This is a genomic window from uncultured Pseudophaeobacter sp., from assembly GCA_905479575.1.
Lineage (GTDB): Bacteria > Pseudomonadota > Alphaproteobacteria > Rhodobacterales > Rhodobacteraceae > Pseudophaeobacter.
The window spans coordinates 137,305-160,346 of record CAJQNB010000007.1 but is presented as its reverse complement, the minus strand read 5'-3'; the positions used below and the strand labels follow the sequence as shown (position 1 = coordinate 160,346).

At 58.7% G+C, this 23,042-nt stretch carries 23 protein-coding genes; 12 read left to right on the top strand and 11 right to left on the bottom strand.

The window, feature by feature from the left end:
* Positions 1 to 29: 29 nt before the first annotated feature.
* Genes QZ268_RS02925 through QZ268_RS02900 form a run of 6 tightly spaced genes read left to right on the top strand, consistent with a single transcriptional unit; the run spans position 30 to position 5,431 of the window.
* Complete coding sequence (locus QZ268_RS02925; RefSeq protein WP_295447687.1) at positions 30 to 1,469, top strand: CpaF family protein; 1,440 nt, start codon at positions 30 to 32, stop codon at positions 1,467 to 1,469.
* Positions 1,470 to 1,471: 2 nt separating this feature from the next.
* Positions 1,472 to 2,440 carry a type II secretion system F family protein gene (locus QZ268_RS02920; protein ID WP_295447684.1) on the top strand — a complete coding sequence of 323 codons (969 nt, stop codon included), beginning with the start codon at positions 1,472 to 1,474 and terminating at the stop codon, positions 2,438 to 2,440.
* Positions 2,441 to 2,450: 10 nt separating this feature from the next.
* Positions 2,451 to 3,431, top strand: a complete 981-nt coding sequence (locus QZ268_RS02915) for a type II secretion system F family protein (protein WP_295447681.1) — start codon at positions 2,451 to 2,453, stop codon at positions 3,429 to 3,431.
* Positions 3,432 to 3,433: 2 nt separating this feature from the next.
* On the top strand, positions 3,434 to 4,042 hold the full coding sequence (locus QZ268_RS02910; protein ID WP_295447678.1) for a tetratricopeptide repeat protein: 609 nt from the start codon (positions 3,434 to 3,436) through the stop codon (positions 4,040 to 4,042).
* Between the two features lie 28 nt (positions 4,043 to 4,070).
* Positions 4,071 to 4,922 carry a tetratricopeptide repeat protein gene (locus QZ268_RS02905; protein ID WP_295447676.1) on the top strand — a complete coding sequence of 284 codons (852 nt, stop codon included), beginning with the start codon at positions 4,071 to 4,073 and terminating at the stop codon, positions 4,920 to 4,922.
* 2 nt (positions 4,923 to 4,924) lie between these two features.
* Positions 4,925 to 5,431, top strand: coding sequence for a prepilin peptidase (locus QZ268_RS02900; protein WP_295447673.1), 507 nt, complete (start codon positions 4,925 to 4,927; stop codon positions 5,429 to 5,431).
* Positions 5,432 to 5,530: 99 nt separating this feature from the next.
* Here the strand turns inward: QZ268_RS02900 and QZ268_RS02895 are convergent, their stop codons facing one another.
* A complete protein-coding gene (locus tag QZ268_RS02895; protein WP_295447670.1) occupies positions 5,531 to 6,874 on the bottom strand; it encodes a methyl-accepting chemotaxis protein in 1,344 nt (447 codons plus the stop codon).
* A 547-nt stretch (positions 6,875 to 7,421) separates the two neighbouring features.
* Between QZ268_RS02895 and QZ268_RS02890 the strand changes: the two genes are divergently transcribed.
* Together QZ268_RS02890 and QZ268_RS02885 are read left to right on the top strand one after the other, a co-directional pair.
* Positions 7,422 to 8,729, top strand: a complete 1,308-nt coding sequence (locus tag QZ268_RS02890; RefSeq protein WP_295447667.1) for an ATPase — start codon at positions 7,422 to 7,424, stop codon at positions 8,727 to 8,729.
* Positions 8,726 to 9,292 (top strand): hypothetical protein, encoded by a 567-nt coding sequence (locus QZ268_RS02885; RefSeq protein ID WP_295447664.1) that lies wholly within the window; start codon positions 8,726 to 8,728, stop codon positions 9,290 to 9,292. Before QZ268_RS02890 ends, QZ268_RS02885 begins: the two co-directional genes overlap by 4 nt.
* Before the next feature lie 86 nt (positions 9,293 to 9,378).
* On the opposite strand, the gene QZ268_RS02880 is transcribed toward QZ268_RS02885, so the two are convergent.
* Together QZ268_RS02880 and QZ268_RS02875 are read right to left on the bottom strand one after the other, a co-directional pair.
* Positions 9,379 to 9,864: a DUF4405 domain-containing protein gene (locus QZ268_RS02880; protein WP_295447661.1), complete on the bottom strand. Its 486-nt coding sequence runs from the start codon at positions 9,862 to 9,864 to the stop codon at positions 9,379 to 9,381.
* Between the two features lie 210 nt (positions 9,865 to 10,074).
* On the bottom strand, positions 10,075 to 11,598 hold the full coding sequence (locus QZ268_RS02875) for an MDR family MFS transporter (RefSeq protein ID WP_295447658.1): 1,524 nt from the start codon (positions 11,596 to 11,598) through the stop codon (positions 10,075 to 10,077).
* Positions 11,599 to 11,736: 138 nt separating this feature from the next.
* Here QZ268_RS02875 and QZ268_RS02870 point away from each other — a divergent pair, with 138 nt between their 5' ends.
* Positions 11,737 to 12,393: a MarR family transcriptional regulator gene (locus QZ268_RS02870; RefSeq protein ID WP_295447655.1), complete on the top strand. Its 657-nt coding sequence runs from the start codon at positions 11,737 to 11,739 to the stop codon at positions 12,391 to 12,393.
* Between the two features lie 202 nt (positions 12,394 to 12,595).
* Positions 12,596 to 13,003 (top strand): PaaI family thioesterase, encoded by a 408-nt coding sequence (locus QZ268_RS02865; protein ID WP_295447652.1) that lies wholly within the window; start codon positions 12,596 to 12,598, stop codon positions 13,001 to 13,003.
* A 9-nt stretch (positions 13,004 to 13,012) separates the two neighbouring features.
* Here QZ268_RS02865 and QZ268_RS02860 read toward each other — a convergent pair whose 3' ends face one another.
* A complete protein-coding gene (locus tag QZ268_RS02860) occupies positions 13,013 to 13,774 on the bottom strand; it encodes a LytTR family DNA-binding domain-containing protein (protein ID WP_295447648.1) in 762 nt (253 codons plus the stop codon).
* Between the two features lie 142 nt (positions 13,775 to 13,916).
* Between QZ268_RS02860 and QZ268_RS02855 the strand changes: the two genes are divergently transcribed.
* Together QZ268_RS02855 and QZ268_RS02850 are read left to right on the top strand one after the other, a co-directional pair.
* Positions 13,917 to 14,315 carry a DUF2306 domain-containing protein gene (locus QZ268_RS02855; RefSeq protein WP_295447645.1) on the top strand — a complete coding sequence of 133 codons (399 nt, stop codon included), beginning with the start codon at positions 13,917 to 13,919 and terminating at the stop codon, positions 14,313 to 14,315.
* A 15-nt stretch (positions 14,316 to 14,330) separates the two neighbouring features.
* Positions 14,331 to 14,855 carry a hypothetical protein gene (locus tag QZ268_RS02850; RefSeq protein WP_295447642.1) on the top strand — a complete coding sequence of 175 codons (525 nt, stop codon included), beginning with the start codon at positions 14,331 to 14,333 and terminating at the stop codon, positions 14,853 to 14,855.
* Between the two features lie 62 nt (positions 14,856 to 14,917).
* Here QZ268_RS02850 and folD read toward each other — a convergent pair whose 3' ends face one another.
* From folD to QZ268_RS02815, 7 genes are all read right to left on the bottom strand, one after another.
* On the bottom strand, positions 14,918 to 15,820 hold the full coding sequence (gene folD, locus QZ268_RS02845; RefSeq protein ID WP_295447639.1) for a bifunctional methylenetetrahydrofolate dehydrogenase/methenyltetrahydrofolate cyclohydrolase FolD: 903 nt from the start codon (positions 15,818 to 15,820) through the stop codon (positions 14,918 to 14,920).
* Between the two features lie 39 nt (positions 15,821 to 15,859).
* Positions 15,860 to 16,165: a chorismate mutase gene (locus QZ268_RS02840; RefSeq protein WP_295447636.1), complete on the bottom strand. Its 306-nt coding sequence runs from the start codon at positions 16,163 to 16,165 to the stop codon at positions 15,860 to 15,862.
* 60 nt (positions 16,166 to 16,225) lie between these two features.
* A complete protein-coding gene (locus QZ268_RS02835; RefSeq protein ID WP_295447633.1) occupies positions 16,226 to 17,902 on the bottom strand; it encodes a formate--tetrahydrofolate ligase in 1,677 nt (558 codons plus the stop codon).
* A 186-nt stretch (positions 17,903 to 18,088) separates the two neighbouring features.
* Positions 18,089 to 18,664, bottom strand: coding sequence for an MOSC domain-containing protein (locus QZ268_RS02830; protein ID WP_295447630.1), 576 nt, complete (start codon positions 18,662 to 18,664; stop codon positions 18,089 to 18,091).
* Positions 18,665 to 18,923: 259 nt separating this feature from the next.
* Positions 18,924 to 20,846: an ATP-dependent zinc metalloprotease FtsH gene (ftsH, locus tag QZ268_RS02825; RefSeq protein ID WP_295447627.1), complete on the bottom strand. Its 1,923-nt coding sequence runs from the start codon at positions 20,844 to 20,846 to the stop codon at positions 18,924 to 18,926.
* Positions 20,847 to 20,921: 75 nt separating this feature from the next.
* Positions 20,922 to 22,205 (bottom strand): tRNA lysidine(34) synthetase TilS, encoded by a 1,284-nt coding sequence (tilS, locus tag QZ268_RS02820; protein WP_295447624.1) that lies wholly within the window; start codon positions 22,203 to 22,205, stop codon positions 20,922 to 20,924.
* Positions 22,196 to 23,038: a tol-pal system protein gene (locus QZ268_RS02815; RefSeq protein ID WP_295447929.1), complete on the bottom strand. Its 843-nt coding sequence runs from the start codon at positions 23,036 to 23,038 to the stop codon at positions 22,196 to 22,198. The genes tilS and QZ268_RS02815 overlap by 10 nt, the downstream gene beginning before the upstream one ends.
* Positions 23,039 to 23,042: the final 4 nt, after the last annotated feature.

Genomic DNA, 23,042 nt, shown 5'->3' with positions numbered 1-23,042 from the left:
CATTTTACTGAGTACCCGGGGGGTCTCTCATGTTTTCGAAGTACAAGAAACAACCATCCAAGCCAAAGGCCGCAGCACCGGTCGTCGAAGCCGCTGCAGCAGCGACGCCCAGCCCGGCTGCAAAACCCAGCCTGCGGCGTCCGATCACCCGCGTAGCTGCCGAAGCCTCCGCCCATGACAAGGAGCGCAAGCGCCAGGAACGTCTGAGCGAGATCAAGGTTCAGCTGCACCGCGACTTGCTGGAAAACCTCAACCTGGCTGCCCTGGAAACCGCCCCGGAAGCAGAGCTGCGCGGCGAAATTTCTGCCATTGCCGCTGAAATCCTTGAAGAAAAGGGTATTGTGCTCAACCGCGAAGACCGCATGACGCTCAACAAAGAGCTCTATGATGAGGTCACCGGCCTGGGCCCGCTTGAGACGCTTTTGCAGGATGAAACCGTCAGCGATATTCTGGTCAACGGCCCGCACCAGATTTTCATCGAACGCAGCGGTAAACTGCAGCTGAGCAACATCGCCTTCAAAGATGAAAAGCACCTGATGCGGATCATCGACAAGATTGTATCGGCTGTTGGCCGTCGTGTGGATGAGAGCAACCCTTATGTGGATGCCCGTCTGGCTGATGGTTCGCGCTTCAACGCCATGGTGCCGCCGGTTGCGGTGGATGGCTCATTGGTGTCGATTCGGAAGTTCAAAAAAGACAAGCTGGGCATTGATGACCTGGTTGAATTTGGCGCCTTCACCGAAGAAATGGCCGCCTATCTTCAGGCTGCCGTTTCCACCCGGCTCAATGTGATTGTGTCAGGCGGGACCGGGTCTGGTAAAACCACCACGCTGAACGCGCTTTCGTCCTTTATTGATAACGCCGAACGTATTCTGACGATCGAGGATACTGCGGAACTTCAGCTGCAACAGACCCATGTGGGACGAATGGAAAGCCGCCCGCCCAATGTTGAGGGCAAAGGCGAAGTCTCGCCACGGGATTGTCTGAAAAACGCCCTGCGGATGCGTCCGGACCGGATCATCGTCGGGGAAACCCGTGGTGAAGAAGTCATCGACATGTTGCAGGCGATGAACACCGGCCACGATGGGTCGATGACCACAATCCACGCCAACTCGGCGCGCGATGGCATTTCCCGACTGGAAAACATGATCGCCATGGCCGGCATGGAAATGCCGATCAAGGCGGTGCGCAGTCAGATCTCTTCGGCGGTGAACGTCATTGTACAGGCCTCGCGTCTGCAGGATGGCTCGCGTCGGATGACCTCGATCACCGAAATCACCGGCATGGAAGGCGATGTGATCTCGATGCAGGAGCTGTTCCGCTTTCAGCGTGTCGGGCTGACCCCCGACAACAAGATCATCGGCCATTTCACCGCCACCGGCGTGCGCAGCCACTATTCCGAGCGCTTCCGTCTTTGGGGCTATGACCTGCCATCTTCAATTTATGAACCCAGCCAAGTGGAGGTCTGAAGATGCAACTGAGTGCAGAACCGGTCATCTATATCCTGATCTTTGTCGGTGTGGTGGTCTTGGTCGAGGGCATCTATCTGGTAGCCTTTGGCAAATCCATTCGGCTGAACAATCAGGTCAATCGCCGTCTGGAAATGATGGAGAAGGGCAGCAGCCGCGAACAAGTGTTGGAGCAGCTGCGCAAGGAACTGGGCCAGCATGGCAAATCCAAGACCATCCCGCTCTATTCCATTCTTGCCGAAAAGGCGCAAAAGGCGGCCATCGCCTTTAGTCCCAAACAGCTGATGATGATCATGGCAGGGGTCGCCACCCTTGCCTTTTTTGGCCTCAGCATCGGCACCAATACCCCCCTGCCCCTGCGGGTTCTGGCCGCGATCGTCATGGGTGTGGGCGGAGTGTTTTTCTGGGTCAACCGGAAGGCCAGCAAACGCATGGCCATGATCGAAGAGCAACTGCCAGATGCGGTGGAGCTGATGGTGCGCAGCCTGCGGGTGGGTCACCCGTTCAACTCGACCGTGCAAATCGTCGCGCATGAAATCGAAGATCCCCTGGCCACCGAATTTGGCATCATTGCCGATGAAAGCGCCTATGGGCGGGATGTTGGCGAAGCGCTGAAAGAAATGGCCGAACGGCTCGATATTCAGGATCTGCGCTTTTTGTCCGTTGCGGTGACCATTCAGCAGCAATCAGGCGGCAACCTGGCTGAGGTTCTGGCTGGTCTGGCCAAGGTTATCCGGGCCCGGTTCCGTTTGTTTCGCCGGGTCAAGGCCATCACCGCCGAGGCACAATGGTCCGGTAAATTCCTCTCGGCCTTCCCGCTGCTGGCCCTAATGGTCACCCTGCTCCGGGATCCTACCTATTACGACGAAGTGATGGGGCACCCTTGGTTCATTCCAGCCTGTTTCTTTGTCGGCATCATGTTGACGGTGAACCTGTTTGTGATGCGCCACCTAACCAACATCAAAGTGTGAGGAGGAGACCATGAGCATCTTTGCCAATATCGAAACCTATCTCACGGATCAGTTTGGTGCCTTTGGTCCGCTGCTGGCGCTGGGCCTCTTGGGCCTGCTGATGGTGGTCATTGCAGCGCTTCTGCTGCTCAACCAGCCCGAAGATCCACTGAAGAAACTGCAACGTGACCTGTCCACGGACAGCCAGAAAACACCGCAAAAAGAACGCCTGCGTCAGCACAACCGCAACGAACAGTTGCAGAAATTTGCCAGTTTCCTGGAGCCCCAGAACGCCGAGGAACTGTCGGCGATGGAGCTGAAGCTGCGCCAGGCGGGGTATCACTCAAAGGATGCAGTGCGGATTTTTCACTTTGCCCAAATGGCCTTTGGCCTCATCGGGCTCGCTGCGGGTCTGTTCTATGTCTACGTGATGAACGCCGGTTTTGAATTCGAAACCCAGGCGCTGGTCATTCGGATCATTGGCCCAGGTGGCGCCGGCTATATGCTGCCCAGATATTGGGTCACCCGGCGCATTGCCGAACGCAAAGAAGAAATCGAATCCGGTTTCCCGGATTCTCTGGACATGATGCTCGTCTGCGTTGAGGCAGGTCAGTCACTGGATCAATCCATTGTCCGCGTCGCCTCGGAGCTGAAAGCCTCCTACCCGCAGCTTGCCTATGAATTCGACATTGTCGCCCATGAGATGAAGGCCGGTAAAGACAAGGAAAAGGTGCTGCGCGACATGGGCACCCGCTGTGGCGTGCAGGATATCTCCTCCTTTACCACCGTGATGATCCAATCTGCCGCCTTTGGCACCTCGATCGCCGAGGCACTGCGGGTCTATGCCGCGGAAATGCGGGACAAACGCGTGATGCGGGCCGAAGAGGCCGCAAATAAGTTGCCAGTGAAGATGACCCTTGCCACAATGATGCTGACGGTTCCACCGCTGCTGATCATTCTGGTTGGCCCATCGGTGCAGAACATCACCAATATGGGCAATGCAGGCAACTGATGATGACGAAATTCGAACGGGGTATCCCTGTTCGCCAATATGTACCGCGCGCCGCCGCCTTTGCTTTTGCATTGGTGGCGGTTGGCTGTTCTCCGGCGGGCCTCTCACAGAAAAATTCCAACAGCTGGGCTCCAGGCATCGACAGCCGCCAAGAAGGGGAAGATCCGCTCGTGGTCGGCCACCGTTTGATGGCTGCCCAGGAATACGACCTCGCGCTGGATGCCTTTACCCGCGCCACATTGGACCATGGATTGACCCCGGAGATCCTGTCCAGCCTGGGCTCGGCCAATCTCGGTCTTGGCCGAATGGGTCAGGCCGAGGAGCTGCTACGGCGTGCGGTCAAACAGGCCCCCGACTGGGCCGAGCCCCATAACAACCTAGGCATAGTGCTGATGGAACGGGGCAAAACCGCTGAGGCGGTGCAGATCCTCAAGCGGGCCTTTGCGCTGAACAATGGCGAAAGTGACGCAATCCGGGATAATTTGCGCTTGGCTCTCGAAAAAAATGAAAATACCCCTCATAGTGACGGGCAAAGCACAGAAAACAACGCGTACAAGTTGGTGCAACAAGGCGGGGGAAGCTATGCGCTTCACAAAAACCCCGACCTCTAGAGGCTGAGCAGAAAAAGGACGCAGGAACATGCGCCACGTATTTCTAGTATCTGCATGTCTGGCAGGCGCTCTTGCGCTGTCAGCCTGTGGTAAACAGGACGGTGAAGAAACCGTCGAACGCGCCCTTCAGGACGTAAATGTCATTGATGAAACCAATCTCAATGATGTGATGTTGACCGTGGCCGATCCTAATCAGGCGGTGACCTATTTCCGGGACAGTGTGAAAAACAACCCCGAACGGATCGATATGCAGCGTGGCCTGGCGATCTCTTTGATCCGGGCCAAGCGCAACACCGAGGCCGCCGCAGCCTGGAAAAAGGTTGTTGCCATGCCCGAGGTCACCAGTGAAGATCGTCTTGGGCTTGCGGACTCGTTGATCCGTATCGGCGATTGGGATCTGGCAAAAACCGCCCTGAATGCGATCCCCCCGACCCATGAAACCTACCAGCGCTATCGCTTGGAAGCCATGGTCGCCGATGCCAATCAGGAATGGAAACGCGCCGATAGCTTTTATGAAACCGCTGTTGGGCTCACCACCCGGCCTGCCAAGATCATGAACAACTGGGGCTATTCCAAGCTGACCCGTGGCGATTACAGCGAAGCAGAGCGTTTGTTTGGCGAAGCAATCCACCAGGACCAAAGCCTGTTCACCGCCAAGAACAACCTGGTTCTGGCCCGTGGCGCCCAGCGCAACTACGATCTGCCGGTGATCTCCATGACCCAGACAGAACAGGCCAAGTTGTTGCACACACTGGCACTTTCGGCAGTCAAACAGGGCGATGTCAAAATTGGCGAGGGCCTGTTGCGCCAAGCGGTTGCCACCCATCCGCAGTATTTTGAAGCCGCCGCCAAGGCGCTGAGCGCTTTGGAGAACAGCTGATCATGCAGCTTATGGCCGGATCGGCAGAGGTGGCGCGTTGGTTTTTGCCCTTTGTGTTGCCGCTGTGTTTTGCCGCTGCCTACACCGACCTGTCGACGATGCGCATTCCCAATTGGATCAATGACATCCTGGGCTCGGTCTATGTGATCCTGGGGCTGTTTATCATGCCGACCTGGGCCGACTATGGCTGGCAGCTGCTGCATCTACCTATTGGCGTTGCCATCGGTTTTTTGTTTTTCTCGGCTGGCGTCATGGGCGGGGGAGACGCCAAATTCATCGGCGCTGCCGCGCCACTGGTGGTGCTGGCCGATCTCCCTGCCCTGATCATGATCTATGCAGCCAACCTGCTGGCGGCCTTTGCGACCCATAGATTGGCCAAACACACTCCGCTCAGCCGCCTGGCGCCGCAATGGCAAAGCTGGAGTGTCGGCAAGAACTTCCCCATGGGCTTTTGCCTTGGCGGCACCCTGGCGATCTATCTGACCCTGGTGGCATTCTTTGGACAATAGTGCCGCCAGGGTTTCGAAAAATCTGCGCCCGTAAAATCGCCAAGAGCGCGCAACGGAGCCTAAAACAACGGGTTCAGGCGCAGATTTCGCAATGGCGTATCAGGTTCCAAAAGCAACCCGGTCATACCGGTGTGTCCCACCTGAAGCAGCAGCAGAAGGCATCTTTACGACGTTTCCAGCCTGGGTGTTAAACTTATCCACCTGCTGCGCCAGATTTGCCGCATCGTTTGCCAAAATTTGACTTGCTGCCGTCGTTTCTTCCACCATGGCTGCGTTTTGCTGCGTCACCGCATCCAGCTGACTTACACCGGTATTGATTTCTTCAAGCGTGATCGACTGTTCCTGTGCACCGCGAGCGATATTAGACACATGCCCGGAAATATTGCCGACATTCTCGATAATCGCATTCAGCTCAACCCCGGCTTTCCCAACCAGATCCACCCCTTGGCTCACATGATTGGAACTTTCTGAGATCAGCTGTTTGATTTCTCCAGCCGCCTCTGTGGATCGCTGCGCCAGCGCCCGAACTTCTGAGGCAACCACGGCAAAGCCACGTCCGGCGTCGCCTGCGCGGGCCGCTTCGACCCCGGCATTGAGCGCCAGAAGATTTGTCTGGAAGGAGATGTCATCAATGACTGAAATGATACGGGAAATTTTGTCCGAGGACCCCTGGATTTGATCCATGGCCACGATTGCGTCTTGCACAACCAGATTGCTGCCTTTGGCTGCCGCAGTTGCGTTGGCAACAATGTCTTCGACCAGTTTTGCGCCCTCCGCAGCAGAGCGTACGGTGGCTGTCAGTTCTTCAAGCGCAGCAGCGGTTTGTTCCAGGGTCGCCGCCTGGGTTTCGGTGCGGTTGGACAAGTCCGATGTTGATCCGTTGATTTCGTGAGCGGTGGAGGACACAGCCACAGACACGGATTTGACAGTATCCATGGCCTGTGAAAGCTGTTTCATTGCCTGGTTCAGCGAGCTACCCAGAACGCTCAGGTCTTCGATGCTCGATACCTGAACATGGTGTGCGAGATCCCCACTGGCCATTGCTGCCAAACCATTGGCGATGTCTTCGGTATCTTTTCTGCGTTGGGTCACATCCGTGGCGAGCTTGATAACGTAGTCGACAGTTCCGTCAGCGGCCAGAACAGGAGCGTAGGTCGCTTGGATCCAGATTTCATCTCCGCTCTTGGTCACCCTTGGAAACTGATCGGTGAAAAATTCACCCGCAGCGAGGTCTTTCCAGAAAGCGGCGTAGCTCTCTGTCTTGACGTACTCAGGGTCGACAAACATTGAATGGTGATGCCCCACAATCTCATCCAGATCGTAGCCCAGCGCAGATAGAAAATTGTCATTTGCTTTCAGGATGGTTCCATCTGTTTTGAACTCAATAACCGCTTGAGTACGGTCGATGACCTCCATAAAGGATCGTTTCTCAGCCAGTTCCATGACTTCTGCGCGTCTTTTTGACCTGAACATTTTCATCAACCTTTTCCCAAGATAACAACGCTTTACAAAGGAGCAGTATGTGAACACTGCGCTGGGAAGTAGTAACACTCCTTACTTCACCTCAGGGTAGAGATTTTGGCGTATTTGACCCCTCTTTCGTATAGGAGCGAGAGCTGTTTCCCCTAATAAGTACAGTCAGGCCATGACCACAGCTGTACATTTTAAGAATCACTTGGACAAAATAGACCTTTGCGAACCAACTACAGCCGAGGCCATTTTGGGTAATGTCAAGCTCTCCCAGCCCTTGCACCATTGTGTTGTCGACAGAACCTCGGAACGCTGTATCCCCCCCCCGGCCGCGCTGACGATGCCCCCTGACGCTGGCTTCAGCTATTGGCTGCAATCCATTTCAAATCTGTTCTACTCCACCGCTAAATTGCTCTGGCTTTGCCTCAGTCTTGCCGCAGTGGTGAATAGACTGTTGCGCAAGCCCCCCCTGCCCTTTGCAGGCCCCGGCACCTTCGCGATCAGATGAGCAGGCCAACAGATGAATATGCAAAACAGCCCCGTCACTGCACCTCCAACCCCCAAGGGATTAGAGCAGATGCAGCTACCCATCGTGATGATGCGGGACATCCTGCTCAAGACGATTTTCCGTAAGAACGTCAATGTGGTCAGCGAAGTGGCCGAGGCGATTTGCCTGCCGATGCCGGTAACACAAGAGCTGATCGACATGGCCCGCGAGCAAAAACTGCTGGAGGCCACCGGCACGCTCAACGCCAATAGCGGTAATGAGATGGGCTATCAGCTGACCGATGCGGGCAAGGCGCGTGCACAGGACGCGCTGAGCCAATCTGAGTATTTTGGCGCCATGCCGGTGCCGCTGGACGTCTACCGCGAACAGATCAAACGCCAGTCGATCCGCAATATCATGGTGACACGGGATCAGCTGGTCAGCGCCATGGGCCATCTGGTGCTGCCCAACAGCCTGCTGGACCATCTGGGGCCCGCCGTCAGCGCTGGCCGCTCGATCCTGATGTATGGCCCGCCCGGCAACGGTAAATCCTCGATCTCAAACGGGATCCGCGACGCCCTGGGCGATCACGTCTATGTGCCGCGTGCCATCGAATATGCCGGTCAGGTGATCACCGTCTATGACCCCATTGTGCATACCTTGATCGAAGAGGCGCCAGAGGACCCAAACGCCCTGCGCCGCCCCAAACGGTTTGACAGCCGCTATGTGAAATGTGAACGCCCCACGGTGATCACCGGCGGTGAGCTGACGCTGGATATGCTGGATCTGGTCTACAACCCAACGGCCCGCACCTATCAGGCGCCGCTGCAACTGAAATCCGCCGGCGGCATCTTCATCGTCGATGACCTTGGCCGCCAGGCGGAACCGCCGCAGACCCTGGTCAACCGCTGGATTGTGCCCCTGGAAGAAAACAAGGATATCCTCGCCCTGCAATCAGGGGAGAAATTTGAGGTGCCCTTTGACACCCTGGTGATCTTTTCCACCAACTTTCACCCCAATGAGATCTTTGACCAGGCGGCGCTGCGGCGGATCTTCTTCAAGATCAAGATCGACGGCCCAAGCCAGGAAAACTTCCTCAAGATCTTTGCCATGGTGGCGCGCAAACGCGGTATGCCCCTGGACGAGACCGCGCTGGTGCATTTGCTGAAAGCAAAATACCCGACCATCGACAATGTCTACGCCAACTATCAGCCGATCTTCCTGATCGACCAGATGATTGCCATTTGCGAATTCGAAGGCATTCCCTATCAGATGTCACCAGACCTGATCGACCGCGCCTGGGCCAATATGTTTGTCAAAGACGAGCATATCGTCAAATGACGGTGGCATCCTTGGCCCGTCTCGGTGTTGCTTTGCTGGCAGGTCAGACAGCCATTGGGGCCTCCTTTGCTTTGGCGGGCACCCACAGGCAAGCCCTGGCCGCCCAGGTGGAAGCCGCTGGCTTTCATGAGACCGCAGAGCGCCGACATGAAGTGCGCCTGCAGCACTGTAGCCTCACCACCTATGTCTATGAAGACTGGCAGGACCACGGCAAGGTCCTGTGGTCGTCTTTTCTGCTCAACCTGAAGGATCTGCAGCTGCAGGACCCAGACCGCGACGGACACCGCTCCGCCTGGATCCCCGATTATGGCGATGGAAAAGGCGCCGCCATCATGGTGTTCACCATGGAAAAAGGGTCTTTTGCCCGCCACGAAATGGCAATGCGCCGCACTCCCAAACCGCCCTTTACCCCCTCCCCCAGAGAGGGGGCAGACAGCTATGTTTACAAGGACAAAACCAGTTTCTTTATTCTGCATGAGAAGCTGGAAAGCCCTGAAAAATCGAATACTTTCATCTCTCTGCTTGAACAATACCGGCTCGAATACTGCTTTCCTGTTAGCTGAGCCCTGCCCCTGCAGCCATTTGGCAGCGCCGCTGCAGACTGCCGCAGAGCCGGGCCAAACGCCGCGCCATCGTGGCAAAGGGGCGGTTAGTCGCCCGCGGCAAACAACACATCAATCACCTGCATTTGCACCCCGCGCGCGCCACCGGTGAGCTCTGCCATGGTGGTGGTGCGATCGGCCTGCAGCCCGGCCGCCGCCAGCGCCTCCAGTCCCGCATCCAGCTGCTGGCCGCTCAGCGCGATGACCGTGGCAACATCCGACTGCGCCACCGCCTGCATGAGATGGCGCACCGGGCTGCCATCGCTGGAAACCGGCCAGAAGGACAGCGCCAGAACCACCAGCCCCAGCCCGATGATGCCCTGGCCGATGGGACGTTTCAGATAGCTGGTAAAGGGACGCCAGTTCAGCACCAGATGCGCCAGTACGCCCCCCACCATCAGCCAGCCGCCCCATTCGTGCAGCAGCTTGTTCAACGTGCTATCCAGATGAAAGAACATCAAAATCCCCGTCATCCCCATAAAAAAGAAGGTTGCGACGGTCAGTGGCGTGGCCCATGTGCGTAACGCAGACATCATAAAGCTCCTGTATTTGACTTGCTTTATGTCTGAACGCAGCGCCACCAGATTTCCGTCGCGCCTCTTTGCCAGAATGGCGCACAATCTGCCTTGCCCTCTGGGGCCTCTGTCTTAATCCGGTGCCATTCCGGCCCAAAGGGATATTGACTGCGGCCTGACCTTTCAGCGGCACAGCACTTGCCGCCTCAGCTGCCGCAGGCCCGGTCGCTATTCAGCGGCGTCCGCGCCCCTGGGGGCCAGTCTATCCTCCAAGGGGATTTCTGTCAGAAACAGCGAAATCAAGCAGGCGAGGCAGGCCATCACGGCCGCCGCCCAGAACAGAGGATGCAAAGCCTGTGCGATGCCACTCACCACCATCTCGCGCAGCTCAGGCGGCATTGCGGCAATGGCATCCTTGCTCAGACTGCGCGGATTTACCCCGCCAAGCGCGCCGCCAAGCTCCCGCGTCAGACCTGCGGCAAAGACTGCACCAAACACTGCTGTGCCTACCGAGCCGCCGATCATGCGAAACATATTGGCGCTGGCCGTGCCCACCCCCACCATAGAGACAGGGACTGCGTTCTGGATTGCCGTCACCCCGACTGCCATCACAGGTCCAATCCCCAGCCCGGTCAGAACCATGGATACGGCGATCCACCAATCAGCCGTCTGGGTGGTCATCTGCGCAAAAGAGGCCATGGCTACGGCCAGCACCAGCGTAGACACTGTTGGCATCCGGCGATACCGCCCGGTCCGCACCATGATGCGCCCCGAAATAGTCGAGCCCAGAATGATGCCGATCATCATCGGGAAGGTGAACATGCCCGACAGCGCCGGCGACATGCCCTTGACCACCTGCATGAAGAAGGGGACAAAAACAATCGTCCCGAACATCGCAGAGCCGACAATCAACCCCACTGCGTTTGACACCAGGAAGGTGTTGATCCGAAACAGCCCCAGGGGCAAAATCGGCTCTGCCGCGCGTGTCTCGATCACCGCAAAGGCCAGCAACGCCACAGCTGTCGCCAGCAACAGCCCCAGCATCTCGGCACTGTTCCAGGCCAGAACGCTGCCCCCCAGGCTTGCCGAGATGACCGCCAAGGACAGCAGCAGGGCCAGGCTCAGCCCTCCCGCGTAGTCAATTGAGGGACGCCGACCAGTCGGCACCGAGGTCAGGGAGCGCGAAAGCACCACAAAAGCAGCCAGCCCCAGGGGCAGGTTCAACAGAAACAGCCACTCCCAGGCAAAATGCTGCACGATAAAGCCCCCGGCCAAAGGCCCCACCACGGTGGAGGCCGCAAAAACGCCGCCCAGAAGCCCCTGATAGCGGCCCCGCTCCCGCGCCGGCACCATATCGGCCACGGTGGCCATCGACACCACGATCAAACCGCCGCCGCCAATCCCCTGTACGAACCGCCCTGCGACCAGCGCCCACAGGTTGGGCGCCAGCGCGCAAATCAACGACCCCAGCAAAAACACCGCAATGCCGCCCTGCATCACCGGTTTACGCCCAAACAGATCGCCCAGCTTGCCGCAGATGGGCGCCCCCACCGTTGCCGCCATCAGATAGGCCGTAATCACCCAGGTAATCTGCGCCAGCCCCCCCAGCTCACTTAGGATAGTTGGCAGCGCGGTGGTCACCACGGTCTGCCCCAGCGAAGCAATAAACAGAACCGAAGCGATGGCTCCGATCATCAATTTCAGCTGCCGGTCATCCAGGGGCGCGGGAGGACTTGGGATTGGTCCGTTCACATGATAATCCTTGCTCTGGCCGTGGACTGGAAAGATGCCATCCCAACGGACTGCTTGCGATCTGTCCTGCAACGGCTCATCTGTTGGTGGCAGATGTATGATATTAGCAATTACATGTCAACGGCATGTATTTTTCACATGACGATCCCAGCGGGCGTCAGCAACCGGGAGGGCGGAGCTATAGGCGGACGCGACACTGAACTGACGCAATTTCTGGAACAGGCCGGAATTGACAGCCGGACCGGAACAGCCGCACTGGAGGTCGATGGCGTCCTGCAGCAGTGGCGGCGCCGGGTGAACAAGCGCGAACTGGGCGCGGCGGCCCTGGCGGCCTTTGGGCTGGACGATGAAATCGATCTGGCGCAGCTGGATGTAATGATGGCGATCTGGGCCCCGGCCAGCGCCTTTGGCGGCGACGACGAAACCGAAGAGGTAATGGTGGCCACCATCGCCACCCGCCTGCGCATAGACCCTTCGCGCGCCTCGCGCGTTGTCAGTGACCTGATCGCGCGCGGGCTGGCCAGGCGCACCGCCAGCCAGCGCGATGCCCGCCGCACTCTGGTAGAGCTGACAGACCGTGGGACTGCCATCATCGAGGCTGTGCGCCGCTTCAAGTTTCTGATCCTTGGGGAATTCCTATCCGGCTGGAGCGAGGAAGAGCTCGCGCTGTTTGTGCCGCTGTTCGAACGCTTCGCCGCATGGACGGAAGAGGCCGGCCCCATTGGCCGAACCCGGTTCCCGGAGGAAATCAAGGCCATCGCCGAGCAGCTTGCCAAGGATCCCGACACCACCTGACAACCTGCCGTAGCCCCCAGCCCAGGAGCGGGTCACGATGCGTAAAACAATGCCCCTGCTGTCACCCTGCGGCTATGCAGGGCTGCACCGCCCGCAGGCCATTGCGCGCTTGATCGGCACGCAGCGTCACCTGCGCAGGCGACCTGTCCTGCTTTAGGCTTGGCGTTTGAACATTCACGACTTGCAACAAAAGGACCCGCCTTTGGAACAGCGCATTCGCGACAGCTTTGCCCGTCAGAGCATGATGGAAACACTCGGGGCCAGTCTCAGCAGCATTGCCCCCGGAGAGGTGGTGATCACAGCCCCCATCCTGGCCACCAGCCGTCAACAGCAGGGCTTTGCCCATGCCGCGCTGACCTTTGCCATAGGGGACAGCGCTGCGGGCTATTCGGCGCTCACCCTGTTGTCACCAGATCAGGAGGTGATGACAGCTGAAATCAAGGTCAACCTGTTGGCCCCCGGCGCCGGGGACTATCTGCGCGCTACGGGCCGGGTAATCAAACCCGGGCGCCGGCTTGTTGTGGTCAGCGCCGAGGTGCATGCCGTCACCGGCCAAGAGGAGAAACTCATCGCCGTGCTGCAAGGCACCATGATGCCGGTTAAGCCCTAAGCGAGGGCTCTAGAAAAGCCCCGCCGCCTGCGCGGCCTCTTTGTAGCTGCGGCTAACCGGCACCTGCTGCCCATCCGCCATCTTGAGAAAATCACGGCCCTTTTGGCGGCTGTGCCCGCGCACCTGCGCGCAGCTGACCCAATGGGAGCGATGCACCCGCACCCCTACCTCAGCCAGTTCATCAGCGGCATCGCCAAGGCGCAACAACAGGGTGTCGCTGCCTTGGTCGGTGACCACCAGCAAATAGTGATCCTGCGCCTCCAGCCGGATCAAAGCGCCGCGTTTTTCCAGTGGCAAACGGCGCTGGAACAGAACCGCCGGGTCAGGTTCACAATCAGCACCGGGATCAGGCGGCGCCGCCGGGTTGTCGGGCTCAGCTGTCGGCGGCACCACCGGCGGCACAACCGGCTGGGCATAGCTGCGGGCCAGAAACACCGCCGCCTCAATCATCAAAACAACACTCAGCGTCACCAGGGCCAAAAAGCCAAAATCGGACCAGCCGCCCCAGTTTGCAAAGATCACCATATTCATGCCGTGGGCAATCGCCGCCAGCGCCAGCCCATAGGGCAGCTGGCTGGCAAAGCGCAGGATCTGTGGCCGACCGCGCAACAGATGCAATTGCAGCCGGGTCAGACAGATCGACAGGCCCACAATCACCGCCCAATAGCCAAGGCGCCCCCCAAACCCCAGGCCTTCAAATGTGCCAAAGGGTCCGGCCGAGGCGGCAAAAATCGTCACCAGAACCCAGAGCAAAAGCAGCCAAACTGTCATCGGTTGTTGGCGCATCGTGAATGACATTTCCACAAAATTCCCTGCATTTCACGAAGCCATCCGGCCTCTGGCGTAAATCACTTTGCCGATATTGCGCTGAAATTGCCATGGGTTGAGGGCAGATATCAACCATGGACCTCCAATGACACTTTCACCGCTTTTCTCTGTGCCCTGGCCCATTCAGGTTCACGCCTGTGCCGCCCTGGCCCTTATCCCGCTGACCATCGCCCTGTTCACCCTGGTGCGCGGCAATCGCCTGCACAGGGTCCTTGGCTGGGCTTGGGTTTTGCTGATGGCCTGCGTCGCCCTGTCGAGTTTCTGGATCCAGGAGATCCAATTGATTGGCGGCTTCAGCCCCATCCACCTGTTGTCTCTGGTGACCCTGGTGTCGCTGGTCGTGGCTGTCTCTGCCGCGCGCGGCAAGCGCATGGGGCGGCATCGCCGGGTGATGACCTGGCTCACCTATGGCTCTTTGACGGCGGCTGGCGTTTTTACCCTGCTGCCTGGGCGGCTGATGCATGCCGTTGTTTTTGGTCTTTGAACAAGGAATATGGTGATGAACTTTGTAACTGAATTTCTGCCTGGCATCGTGACCGGCATTGTAACGGGCGCCCCGATCTGGATCTGGCCGCTGCTGTTTTTGCTGATTGGACTGGGAATTTTCTGTAGCCGGGACCGCAAAATTTCGATCCTGCCCTATTTCCTGATGCCACTGATTGCGCTGACCACCGTCCCTACCCTGATGGCGCAACAACGCCCCGAGCTGGCCCTGACCGCCTGGGGCCTGGCCTATCTCTGTGGTATCCTTGGCGGGTATCGGCTGCAGGGGCGCTGGATCATCACCCGCACCGGGCTGCGGGCTGAGGTCACCGGAGAATGGCTGAGCCTCTGCGTCATGATGTTGTTGTTCTGGGCCAACTTTGCCAATGGCGTCTTTGCCGCTGTGGCGCCGGACCTGACCGCAGGGCTGGTCTATCAGATCCTGTTCCCGGCCCTGCTGGGGCTGGCCTCTGGCAGTTTTCTGGGGCGGCCCCTGCGCATCCTGACCTGGCCCAGCACCAGAGGCGCAGCTTTGGCCTGAAACAACACAGGGCACCCTGTTTAGGGCGCCCTGCTGGTGTTAAATCCAAAAGGTCGGCAGGATCAGGCGGTCAGGCCTTCGGGCTCTGCCAGACCATTGGCGCGGCAGCAGGCGGTAACCGTATTGGCCAAAAGGCAGGCAATGGTCATCGGGCCAACGCCACCGGGAACCGGGGTGATGGCACCGGCACGTTCCGAACAGCTGGCAAAATCAGCGTCGCCGACCAGCTTCATCTTGCCTTCGCCCTTTTCCGGCGCCGGGATGCGGTTGATGCCTACGTCGATGACGGTGGCGCCTTCTTTGATCCAGTCGCCCGGCACCATTTCAGGACGGCCAACAGCGGCCACCACGATATCGGCACGGCGCACCACCTCTGGCAGGTCTTTGGTGCGGCTATGCGCGATGGTGACGGTGCAGCTATCGCCCAGCAACAGCTGAGCCATCGGCTTACCCACGATATTGGAGCGGCCAATCACCACCGCATCCATGCCAGAGAGGCTGCCGTGATAGTCACGCAGCATCATCAGGCAGCCCAGCGGGGTGCAGGGCACCATGGATTTCTGACCAGTCCCCAGCAGGCCGACGTTGGAGATATGGAACCCGTCCACGTCTTTTTCCGGCGCGATGGAATTGATGATCAGGTCTTCGTTCAGATGATCGGGCAACGGCAGCTGCACCAGAATACCATGCACGGCAGGGTCGTTGTTCAGCCCATTGATCACCGCCAGCAAATCCTCTTCCGAGGTATCGGCCTCCATCTTGTGCTCATAGGAGTTCATGCCGACTTCAACAGTCTGCTTGCCCTTGGAGCGCACATAGACCTGGCTTGCAGGATCTTCGCCCACCAGAACCACGGCAAGACCGGGAGTAATGTCGTTTTCTTCCTTCAGCCGCGCAACATGCCCTGCGACTTTTTCGCGTACCGTGGCGGCGAAGGCTTTGCCGTCAATGATGTTTGCTGCCATTGCATTCTTCCTTTTACCGCGAAACCAAACCGGTTCGCCTTATCTCTCGTGGATCACTCGCGCCTCACGCGCAATCGACCATTCCACCAGCTGGCGCCACAGGCCCTCGATCAGATCCGGGTCCAGCCCGGACTGACCCGCCTTGGCGCGGGCATTGCTGATGACTTCCTCAACCCGAGCCGGGATCCGTGCCGGCCAGCCATTCTGGCTTTTGAGCTCAACCGCCCGGTCAATATACCCTGCGCGTATCGCCAGGAGCTCTACCAGCATTTGGTCCAGATCATCAATCTGGGCCCGCAGTTCGGTCATGTCAGCGCAGTTCTGCGCCGGGGTCAAATCTGTCATCGCTTAAAACTCATACGGCCCGAGAGAGTGTCTCGGGCCGCAGAAAGCGCATTTTGCGTCTTAGAACAAGCCTTCGATCTGGCCGTCGTCATTTAGGCAGATATTCTCTGCTGCAGGGGTGCGGGGCAGACCCGGCATGGTCATGATTTCACCGCAGACTGCGACGATGAAACCAGCCCCTGCCGAAAGGCGTACTTCGCGAACCGGAACCGAATGGCCAACAGGCGCGCCGCGCAGGGTTGGGTCGGTCGAGAAGGAGTACTGGGTTTTTGCCATGCAGACCGGCAGGTTGCCGTATCCTGCCTCTTCCCATTCTTTCAGCTGGTTGCGGATCTTGTTGTCAGCCAGCACTTCGTCCGCGCGGTAGATGCGCTTGGCAATCGTGTCGATCTTGTCGAACAGTGACATGTCGTCAGGATAGATCGGCGCAAAGTTGGCAGATCCGGTATCGACGATTTCAACAATTTTCTCGGCCAGCGGCGCGGAGCCTTCCGAACCCAGCTCCCAGTGGCGCGACAGAACCGCCTCAACACCATGGGTTTCTGCATAAGCTTTGACCGCGTCAACTTCGGCCTCGGTGTCAGTGACAAAGTGGTTGATGGCAACAACAACAGGCACACCAAAGCTTTTGATGTTCTCGATGTGGCGACCCAGGTTGGCACAACCATTGTTCACTGCCTCGACGTTTTCAGCGCCCAGATCTGCCTTGGCAACGCCGCCGTTCATCTTCATCGCACGCACGGTGGCAACCAGAACCACAGCCGACGGCGCGATACCGGCCTTGCGGCACTTGATGTTCATGAACTTTTCTGCACCAAGGTCAGCACCAAAGCCCGCTTCGGTCACAACGTAGTCGCAGACTTTAAGCGCGGTTTTGGTGGCGATGACCGAGTTACAGCCATGGGCGATATTGGCAAAAGGACCGCCGTGTACAAAGGCTGGGTTGTTTTCCAGGGTCTGTACAAGGTTTGGCTGCATCGCGTCTTTCAGCAGCACGGTCATGGCGCCTTCTGCTTTGATGTCGCGGCAGTAGACGGCGGTTTTGTCGCGGCGGTAAGCCACGATGATGTCGCCAAGGCGCTTTTCCAGGTCTTTCAGGTCGGTGGCCAGGCAGAGGATCGCCATGACCTCGGAGGCGACGGTGATGTCAAACCCGGTTTCACGTGGGAAACCGTTGGACACGCCACCCAGGGAGGCAGTGATCTGACGCAGGGCGCGGTCGTTCATATCGACCACACGACGCCAGGCGACGCGACGGATGTCGATGTCGCATTCGTTGCCCCAGTAGATGTGGTTGTCGATCATCGCTGACAGCAGCGAATGCGCCGAGGTGATCGCATGGAAATCGCCGGTAAAGTGAAGGTTCATCTCCTCCATCGGCACAACCTGTGCATAGCCGCCGCCAGCAGCGCCGCCCTTCATGCCAAAGTTTGGCCCCAGCGAGGCTTCACGGATGCAGACCATGGCGTTTTTGCCAATGCGGTTCAGGCCATCGCCCAGCCCCACGGTGGTGGTGGTCTTGCCTTCACCCGCAGGCGTCGGGTTGATCGCGGTCACCAGGATCAACTTGCCATCGGTACGGTCCTGCACCGAGTTGATGAACTCCTGGCTGACCTTGGCCTTATCGTGGCCATAGGGCAGCAGATCACCGCTCGAAATTCCGATTTTGGCACCAATCTCTTGGATCGGGAGCTTATTCGCCTCGCGGGCGATCTCGATGTCACTCTTGTAGCTCATGGCCTGGTTCCTGAATGTGAGAAAACGAACACCGGCCTGAATTTACCGGTTCTGTCTCAGATTTAGTCAGAATGTGGCAGCTTGCGCGCGTGGTTTCCGACATTTTCCGGCCGTGAAGCGGCGTCCCCCAAAGTTTGAGGGAACGAAAGTTGCCAAAACGAAAGTTCTGTCCCCGATGGGTTGCCCCTAGGGCGCCCAGGCGCGCTGATCTGGCACAAACAGCTGCAGGCTGTCGCCGCGTTTCAACTGCCCCGGGCGCTCAACCCAAGCAGTGATTCCCCGGCGCCCACGCGCCGCAGGTTTGAACTTGGGGCCAAAACCTGCGTGATCTTTGTCAATTTCGCGCCCCGGAAAGATGCAGGGGCGGTTCTCCATATCCACGGTCAGGGTGACCCCATCGGGCCCCTGCAGCCGGGAGGAGGGCGACACATAGGTGAAATCCGGGATACCACGCAGCACCAGGTTGGCCCCCAGGGCGGCAGGATCGACCCGTTGCAACCCCATATCCGCCGCGATCAGCGCCAGCTCCTCCTCCGACAGGATGCTCAGCTGTCTCACGTTCCGGATGGTGGTCCCTTCTGGGTAGAGGTTGCGCATACGCACACAAGAAGCGCGGTTTTCACCCTGGTGACGTTCCCCGCTCACCCCGTGAAAACCAAGCGTCAGAGCCGCCACCTGCGTGGAGGCAATACCGCTATCGGCACCGGTTTCCCCAGCCCAGACCACTTCACCTTTGAATTTTGTTTCCAACAATACCGGCATGTCTCGCCCCTTTTCCCCAGATACCACGTAGGCTTTTGTTGGCGACAATAAGACTATCCCCAGCAAGAGAAAGCCCTCTTTCGGGTCGGATCGCAAAGCGATCCGACCCGGGCGCAGCGGCGGCGGGCAGCTTTAGCTGCCCGCCGCCGCTGCGCCACCCCCAAAGCGTAGATCCTTAAAGAACACCGCCAAAAGAAAAACCCCGGAACGCCAATGCAGCATCCCGGGGTTTATTACGTTTTAGTGCGGTTCAAGGACCTCAGGAAGTTGGTTCCGGCTCCAGGCCCGAATCAGTTTCCCCATCTGAGGAGGGTTTCTTGGGCTTGGCTTTCGGAATGGCTGTGACCGAGGAACTTCCCTGATCTTCATCCGAATCGTCGCCCTTTTCATGCGGCGGCTCGCCCTTCATCACCCGCTTGATCTCATCTCCGGTCAGGGTCTCATATTCCAACAGCCCCTGCGCCAGGCGCTCCCATTCGTCCTGATGCTCTGTCAGGATCTCAAAGGCGCGGTCATAGCCGTTCTGAATGAAGGTACGGACCTCTTCCTCGATCAGCTCTTTGGTATGGGCCGAAACAGAGAAGCCGGTGGTATTGCCGCTGTAGCCCTCATGGGCCTCAGCATAGTCAATGTTACCCACCTTATCGGACATCCCCCAGCGCATGATCATCGCGCGAGACAATTGGCTGGCCTGCTGGATATCGCCCGCAGGACCGTTCGACACATGGTCTTCGCCGTATTTGATGATCTCAGCCGCCTTGCCTGCCATGGTCATGGCCAGCTTCTGATTACACTCATCCTTATGCCAGTTGAGGCGATCCATCTCCGGCAGCGACACAACCATACCCAGGGCTCCACCACGGGGAATGATAGTGGCCTTATAGACAGGATCACATTCCGGCAGTTTCAAGCCAACAACCGCATGGCCTGCCTCGTGGTAGGCGGTCTTTTCTTTCTGGTCCTGGGTCAGCACCATCGAGCGACGCTCGGCCCCCATCATCACCTTGTCCTTGGCGGCTTCAAAATCCTCCATGGTGACAAAGCGGCGGCCAACGCGGGCTGCCATCAGGGCAGATTCATTGACCAGATTGGCCAGATCCGCCCCCGAGAAACCCGGAGTACCGCGGGCAATAATGCGCAGATCCACGTCAGGCCCCAGCGGGGTCTTGCGGGCATGCACGCCGAGGATCTTTTCGCGGCCTTTGATATCCGGGTTGCCAACGGTGACATTGCGGTCAAAACGACCCGGACGCAGCAAGGCAGGATCCAGCACGTCTTTACGGTTGGTGGCAGCAAGGATGATGACGCCCTCATTGGCTTCAAACCCGTCCATTTCAACCAGCAGCTGGTTCAGCGTCTGCTCACGTTCGTCATTGCCACCGCCATAGCCGGCGCCACGATGACGGCCCACAGCGTCGATTTCATCAATGAACACGATACAGGGCGCGTTCTTTTTGGCCTGCTCAAACATATCGCGCACCCGGGATGCACCCACACCAACAAACATCTCAACAAAGTCAGAACCGGAGATGGTGAAGAACGGCACACCGGCCTCCCCTGCGATGGCACGGGCCAGCAGGGTTTTACCAGTACCGGGAGGGCCCACCAGCAGCGCGCCTTTGGGAATCTTACCGCCGAGCCGCGAGAATTTCTGCGGGTTGCGCAGGAACTCGACGATTTCTTCCAGTTCTTCCTTGGCCTCATCAATGCCGGCAACATCGTCAAATGTGACCCGGCCGTGCTTTTCCGTCAGCATCTTAGCCTTGGATTTACCAAAGCCCATGGCCCCGCCTTTGCCACCGCCCTGCATCCGGTTCATGAAATAGATCCAGACACCGATCAACAGCACAAAGGGCAAGAGGGTGATCAGGAAAGACTGGAACCCAGACTGCTGCTGTTTTTCAGCGCGCACCGGAATGTTATTGTCGATCAGCAGCTTTGTGACTTCCGCATCCGACGGCCGGATGGTCACATACTTCTGACCATCGGACGTGGAAAAGCGAACCTGCTCGCCATCCAGAACCACGGTGCTGACCTGACCAGCTTCCACCGAGGTGACAAAATCCGAGAAAGAGCGCTCATTGCTCTGCATCGTACCGCCTGAGCCACTGAACAGATTGAACAGCGCCAGAATCAAGACGAACAGAACAACCCAGAAGGCGATGTTACGTGCGTTACCCAAGGAATATCTCCTAATATCCGGGCGCCCTCTCAGGACGCCCTCGTTGCGCATAAAATAAGGAACATTCAGGCAGGTTCAATGCGATAAAAGCGATGCGAAGAACTCTTCTGCACTATTTATCGGTTCTGCACTGCATCCATTGGCGAATCCAGCCAGTGGCGCGGCCATCAGGTTGCCCTCCCGCCACAGCGATGGGGTGACTTCCAGAACCGGCGCAGGACAGCCCTCTGCCCGCCAGTCGGGGCAGAGCTTCACCCCCGCCGCACCCAGGGGGCGCACCTCGCAAGCCTCTAATTTTCCTGCAAAAACCCGCCATCTCTGATCCCACACCTCACCAGGATCGCCAGCCGCCTGTTGCACGGTGGCAGCTTCCCGGCAAATCCAGATTTTGTCCCGCTGGCTCAGGATGCGGCAGCCCGCCAGGGTGGATGAACCGCCCCGTTGCGCAATAGCGACAGCTTCGATCATTGGCTGTCGCCTCGGCGCGTATTGGCCACCAGAAACCCATAAAAGTGCCTGAACCATCAACCGATGCGAGATCTCATCCGGCAGAGTTCGAAATTTTCGCAGCTCAAAAACCACCGCCCCGGCCTTGATTTCAACAAGATCCCGCGCTGTTAAGAAGGCATACCAGCCCAAAGCGGTCTGCGCCTTGCCCATGTTCTGCGCCACGGTGACCAAAGCGGGCACTGTCAGTCCCAGATCTTCCAGAACAGCCAGCGCCTTGCGGGTTTTGATCCGGTCGTAGGTCTCATCTTCGTTTGACGGATCTTCAATCCAGCGCCGCCCCTCAGCCTGCAAGTAGTGCCGCAGGTCGCTGCGGCGCAGACCCAATAGCGGCCGCTGCAAGGAGACCCCATCCTGGGTTCGCCGCTGCGCCATACCGGCCAGGCCATTCACCCCAGCGGCGCGCTTCAGGCGCATAATCACTGTTTCAGCCTGATCATCCGCGGTGTGGCCAAGCGCCAATACCGGAATGCCGTTTTGCCGCGCCCAGGCGGTCAACAGCGCGTAACGGGCGCGGCGTGCCTGATCCTGCAGGTTCCCTGTAGGCTCAGGCCCCTCGCCCCAGGTCAGAATGTCATGGCGCAGACCAAGCTGTTGCGCCATCTGCGCAACCTCTTCGGCCTCTTGTCGTGATTCGGGGCGCAGCTGATGATCGACGGTTGCCACCATCAGCTCGACCGGGTCATCGCAAAAGCAGTCTTTGAGAAGATGCATCAGCGCGACGGAATCGCCGCCACCGGACACCGCGATGCCGATGCGCGCAGGCAGCGGTGGGGGAAACTGCTGGCGCAGGGCACTGACCAAATCATCCCTGCCCAAACCGCCAGCCGCATTGGGCTGCGTCAAGAGCATCCCAACGCGGTCATTTCGGCCTCAGCCGGCGCGACCATATCGCCCCCCGCAAACCGCACGCCCACCTCTGACAGGGTAATGCAGGCCTGATCAAGCTGCCCAAGACGCCCCAGGGCGGCGCCCAATTCAAACAGCGCCTTTGGCGCGGTCTGGCCATTTGCATCGCCGGTAAAGGAGGCAAGATAGGCGCGCGCCGCTTCCCGCGTGTCCCCCAGCCCGTCCAGCGCCTTGCCGCGGCTGAAATCGGCTTCTGGTGCCAGCGGGCTGCCGGGATAAGACTGGGTGAAGATTGCAAATTTTTCCGCCGCCACCTGGTAGGAGCCCGCGTCCAAATCCTGCATTGCCCGGTCAAAATCGGCCTGCTCCCCAACCGCCAGTTCGCTGCCGCTGTCAGTGGCCGCCTGGCCGCCGCCCGATGTGCCGCCCGCCGCCAGGGCTTCTTCGCCGCCCAGGGTGCTGGTCTCGCCCAGGGCGCCGATATCGCCCCCTTCCAGCTCAACCAGGCGGAATTCCAGATCGCCAATCCGGTTGGTGCCATCGGCAACAATGCGGTTGATGCGATACTCTAGCTGCTCGGTCTGCGCCGTAAGCCGCTGCAACCCAGCCTCAATGGCCCCAACCCGGTCGAGAACAGAACTGCTGGCGGCCACGGTGGAATTCACCCCGCCTGTGGTCGACAGCTCGCGCTTCAGACGCTGGATGTCCACGTGCAACACGGTCAGCTCCTGACGGATGTCCGCCAGGGTTTGTTGATCCTGTGCAAAGGCCGGCGAGACCAGAACCGAAGTCCCAAACAAAGCACCGACAAGAAAGGCCGCTCGCATCAGACGCATCATG

Coding starts and splice junctions, on each gene's coding strand:
- QZ268_RS02925 (WP_295447687.1), top strand. CDS start 30: ATGTTTTCGAAGTACAAGAAACAACCATCCAAGCCAAAGGCCGCAGCA.
- QZ268_RS02920 (WP_295447684.1), top strand. CDS start 1,472: ATGCAACTGAGTGCAGAACCGGTCATCTATATCCTGATCTTTGTCGGT.
- QZ268_RS02915 (WP_295447681.1), top strand. CDS start 2,451: ATGAGCATCTTTGCCAATATCGAAACCTATCTCACGGATCAGTTTGGT.
- QZ268_RS02910 (WP_295447678.1), top strand. CDS start 3,434: ATGACGAAATTCGAACGGGGTATCCCTGTTCGCCAATATGTACCGCGC.
- QZ268_RS02905 (WP_295447676.1), top strand. CDS start 4,071: ATGCGCCACGTATTTCTAGTATCTGCATGTCTGGCAGGCGCTCTTGCG.
- QZ268_RS02900 (WP_295447673.1), top strand. CDS start 4,925: ATGCAGCTTATGGCCGGATCGGCAGAGGTGGCGCGTTGGTTTTTGCCC.
- QZ268_RS02895 (WP_295447670.1), bottom strand. CDS start 6,874: ATGGAACTGGCTGAGAAACGATCCTTTATGGAGGTCATCGACCGTACT.
- QZ268_RS02890 (WP_295447667.1), top strand. CDS start 7,422: ATGAATATGCAAAACAGCCCCGTCACTGCACCTCCAACCCCCAAGGGA.
- QZ268_RS02885 (WP_295447664.1), top strand. CDS start 8,726: ATGACGGTGGCATCCTTGGCCCGTCTCGGTGTTGCTTTGCTGGCAGGT.
- QZ268_RS02880 (WP_295447661.1), bottom strand. CDS start 9,864: ATGTCTGCGTTACGCACATGGGCCACGCCACTGACCGTCGCAACCTTC.
- QZ268_RS02870 (WP_295447655.1), top strand. CDS start 11,737: ATGACGATCCCAGCGGGCGTCAGCAACCGGGAGGGCGGAGCTATAGGC.
- QZ268_RS02860 (WP_295447648.1), bottom strand. CDS start 13,774: ATGACAGTTTGGCTGCTTTTGCTCTGGGTTCTGGTGACGATTTTTGCC.
- QZ268_RS02855 (WP_295447645.1), top strand. CDS start 13,917: ATGACACTTTCACCGCTTTTCTCTGTGCCCTGGCCCATTCAGGTTCAC.
- QZ268_RS02850 (WP_295447642.1), top strand. CDS start 14,331: ATGAACTTTGTAACTGAATTTCTGCCTGGCATCGTGACCGGCATTGTA.
- folD (WP_295447639.1), bottom strand. CDS start 15,820: ATGGCAGCAAACATCATTGACGGCAAAGCCTTCGCCGCCACGGTACGC.
- QZ268_RS02840 (WP_295447636.1), bottom strand. CDS start 16,165: ATGACAGATTTGACCCCGGCGCAGAACTGCGCTGACATGACCGAACTG.
- QZ268_RS02835 (WP_295447633.1), bottom strand. CDS start 17,902: ATGAGCTACAAGAGTGACATCGAGATCGCCCGCGAGGCGAATAAGCTC.
- QZ268_RS02830 (WP_295447630.1), bottom strand. CDS start 18,664: ATGCCGGTATTGTTGGAAACAAAATTCAAAGGTGAAGTGGTCTGGGCT.
- tilS (WP_295447624.1), bottom strand. CDS start 22,205: ATGCTCTTGACGCAGCCCAATGCGGCTGGCGGTTTGGGCAGGGATGAT.
- QZ268_RS02815 (WP_295447929.1), bottom strand. CDS start 23,038: ATGCGTCTGATGCGAGCGGCCTTTCTTGTCGGTGCTTTGTTTGGGACT.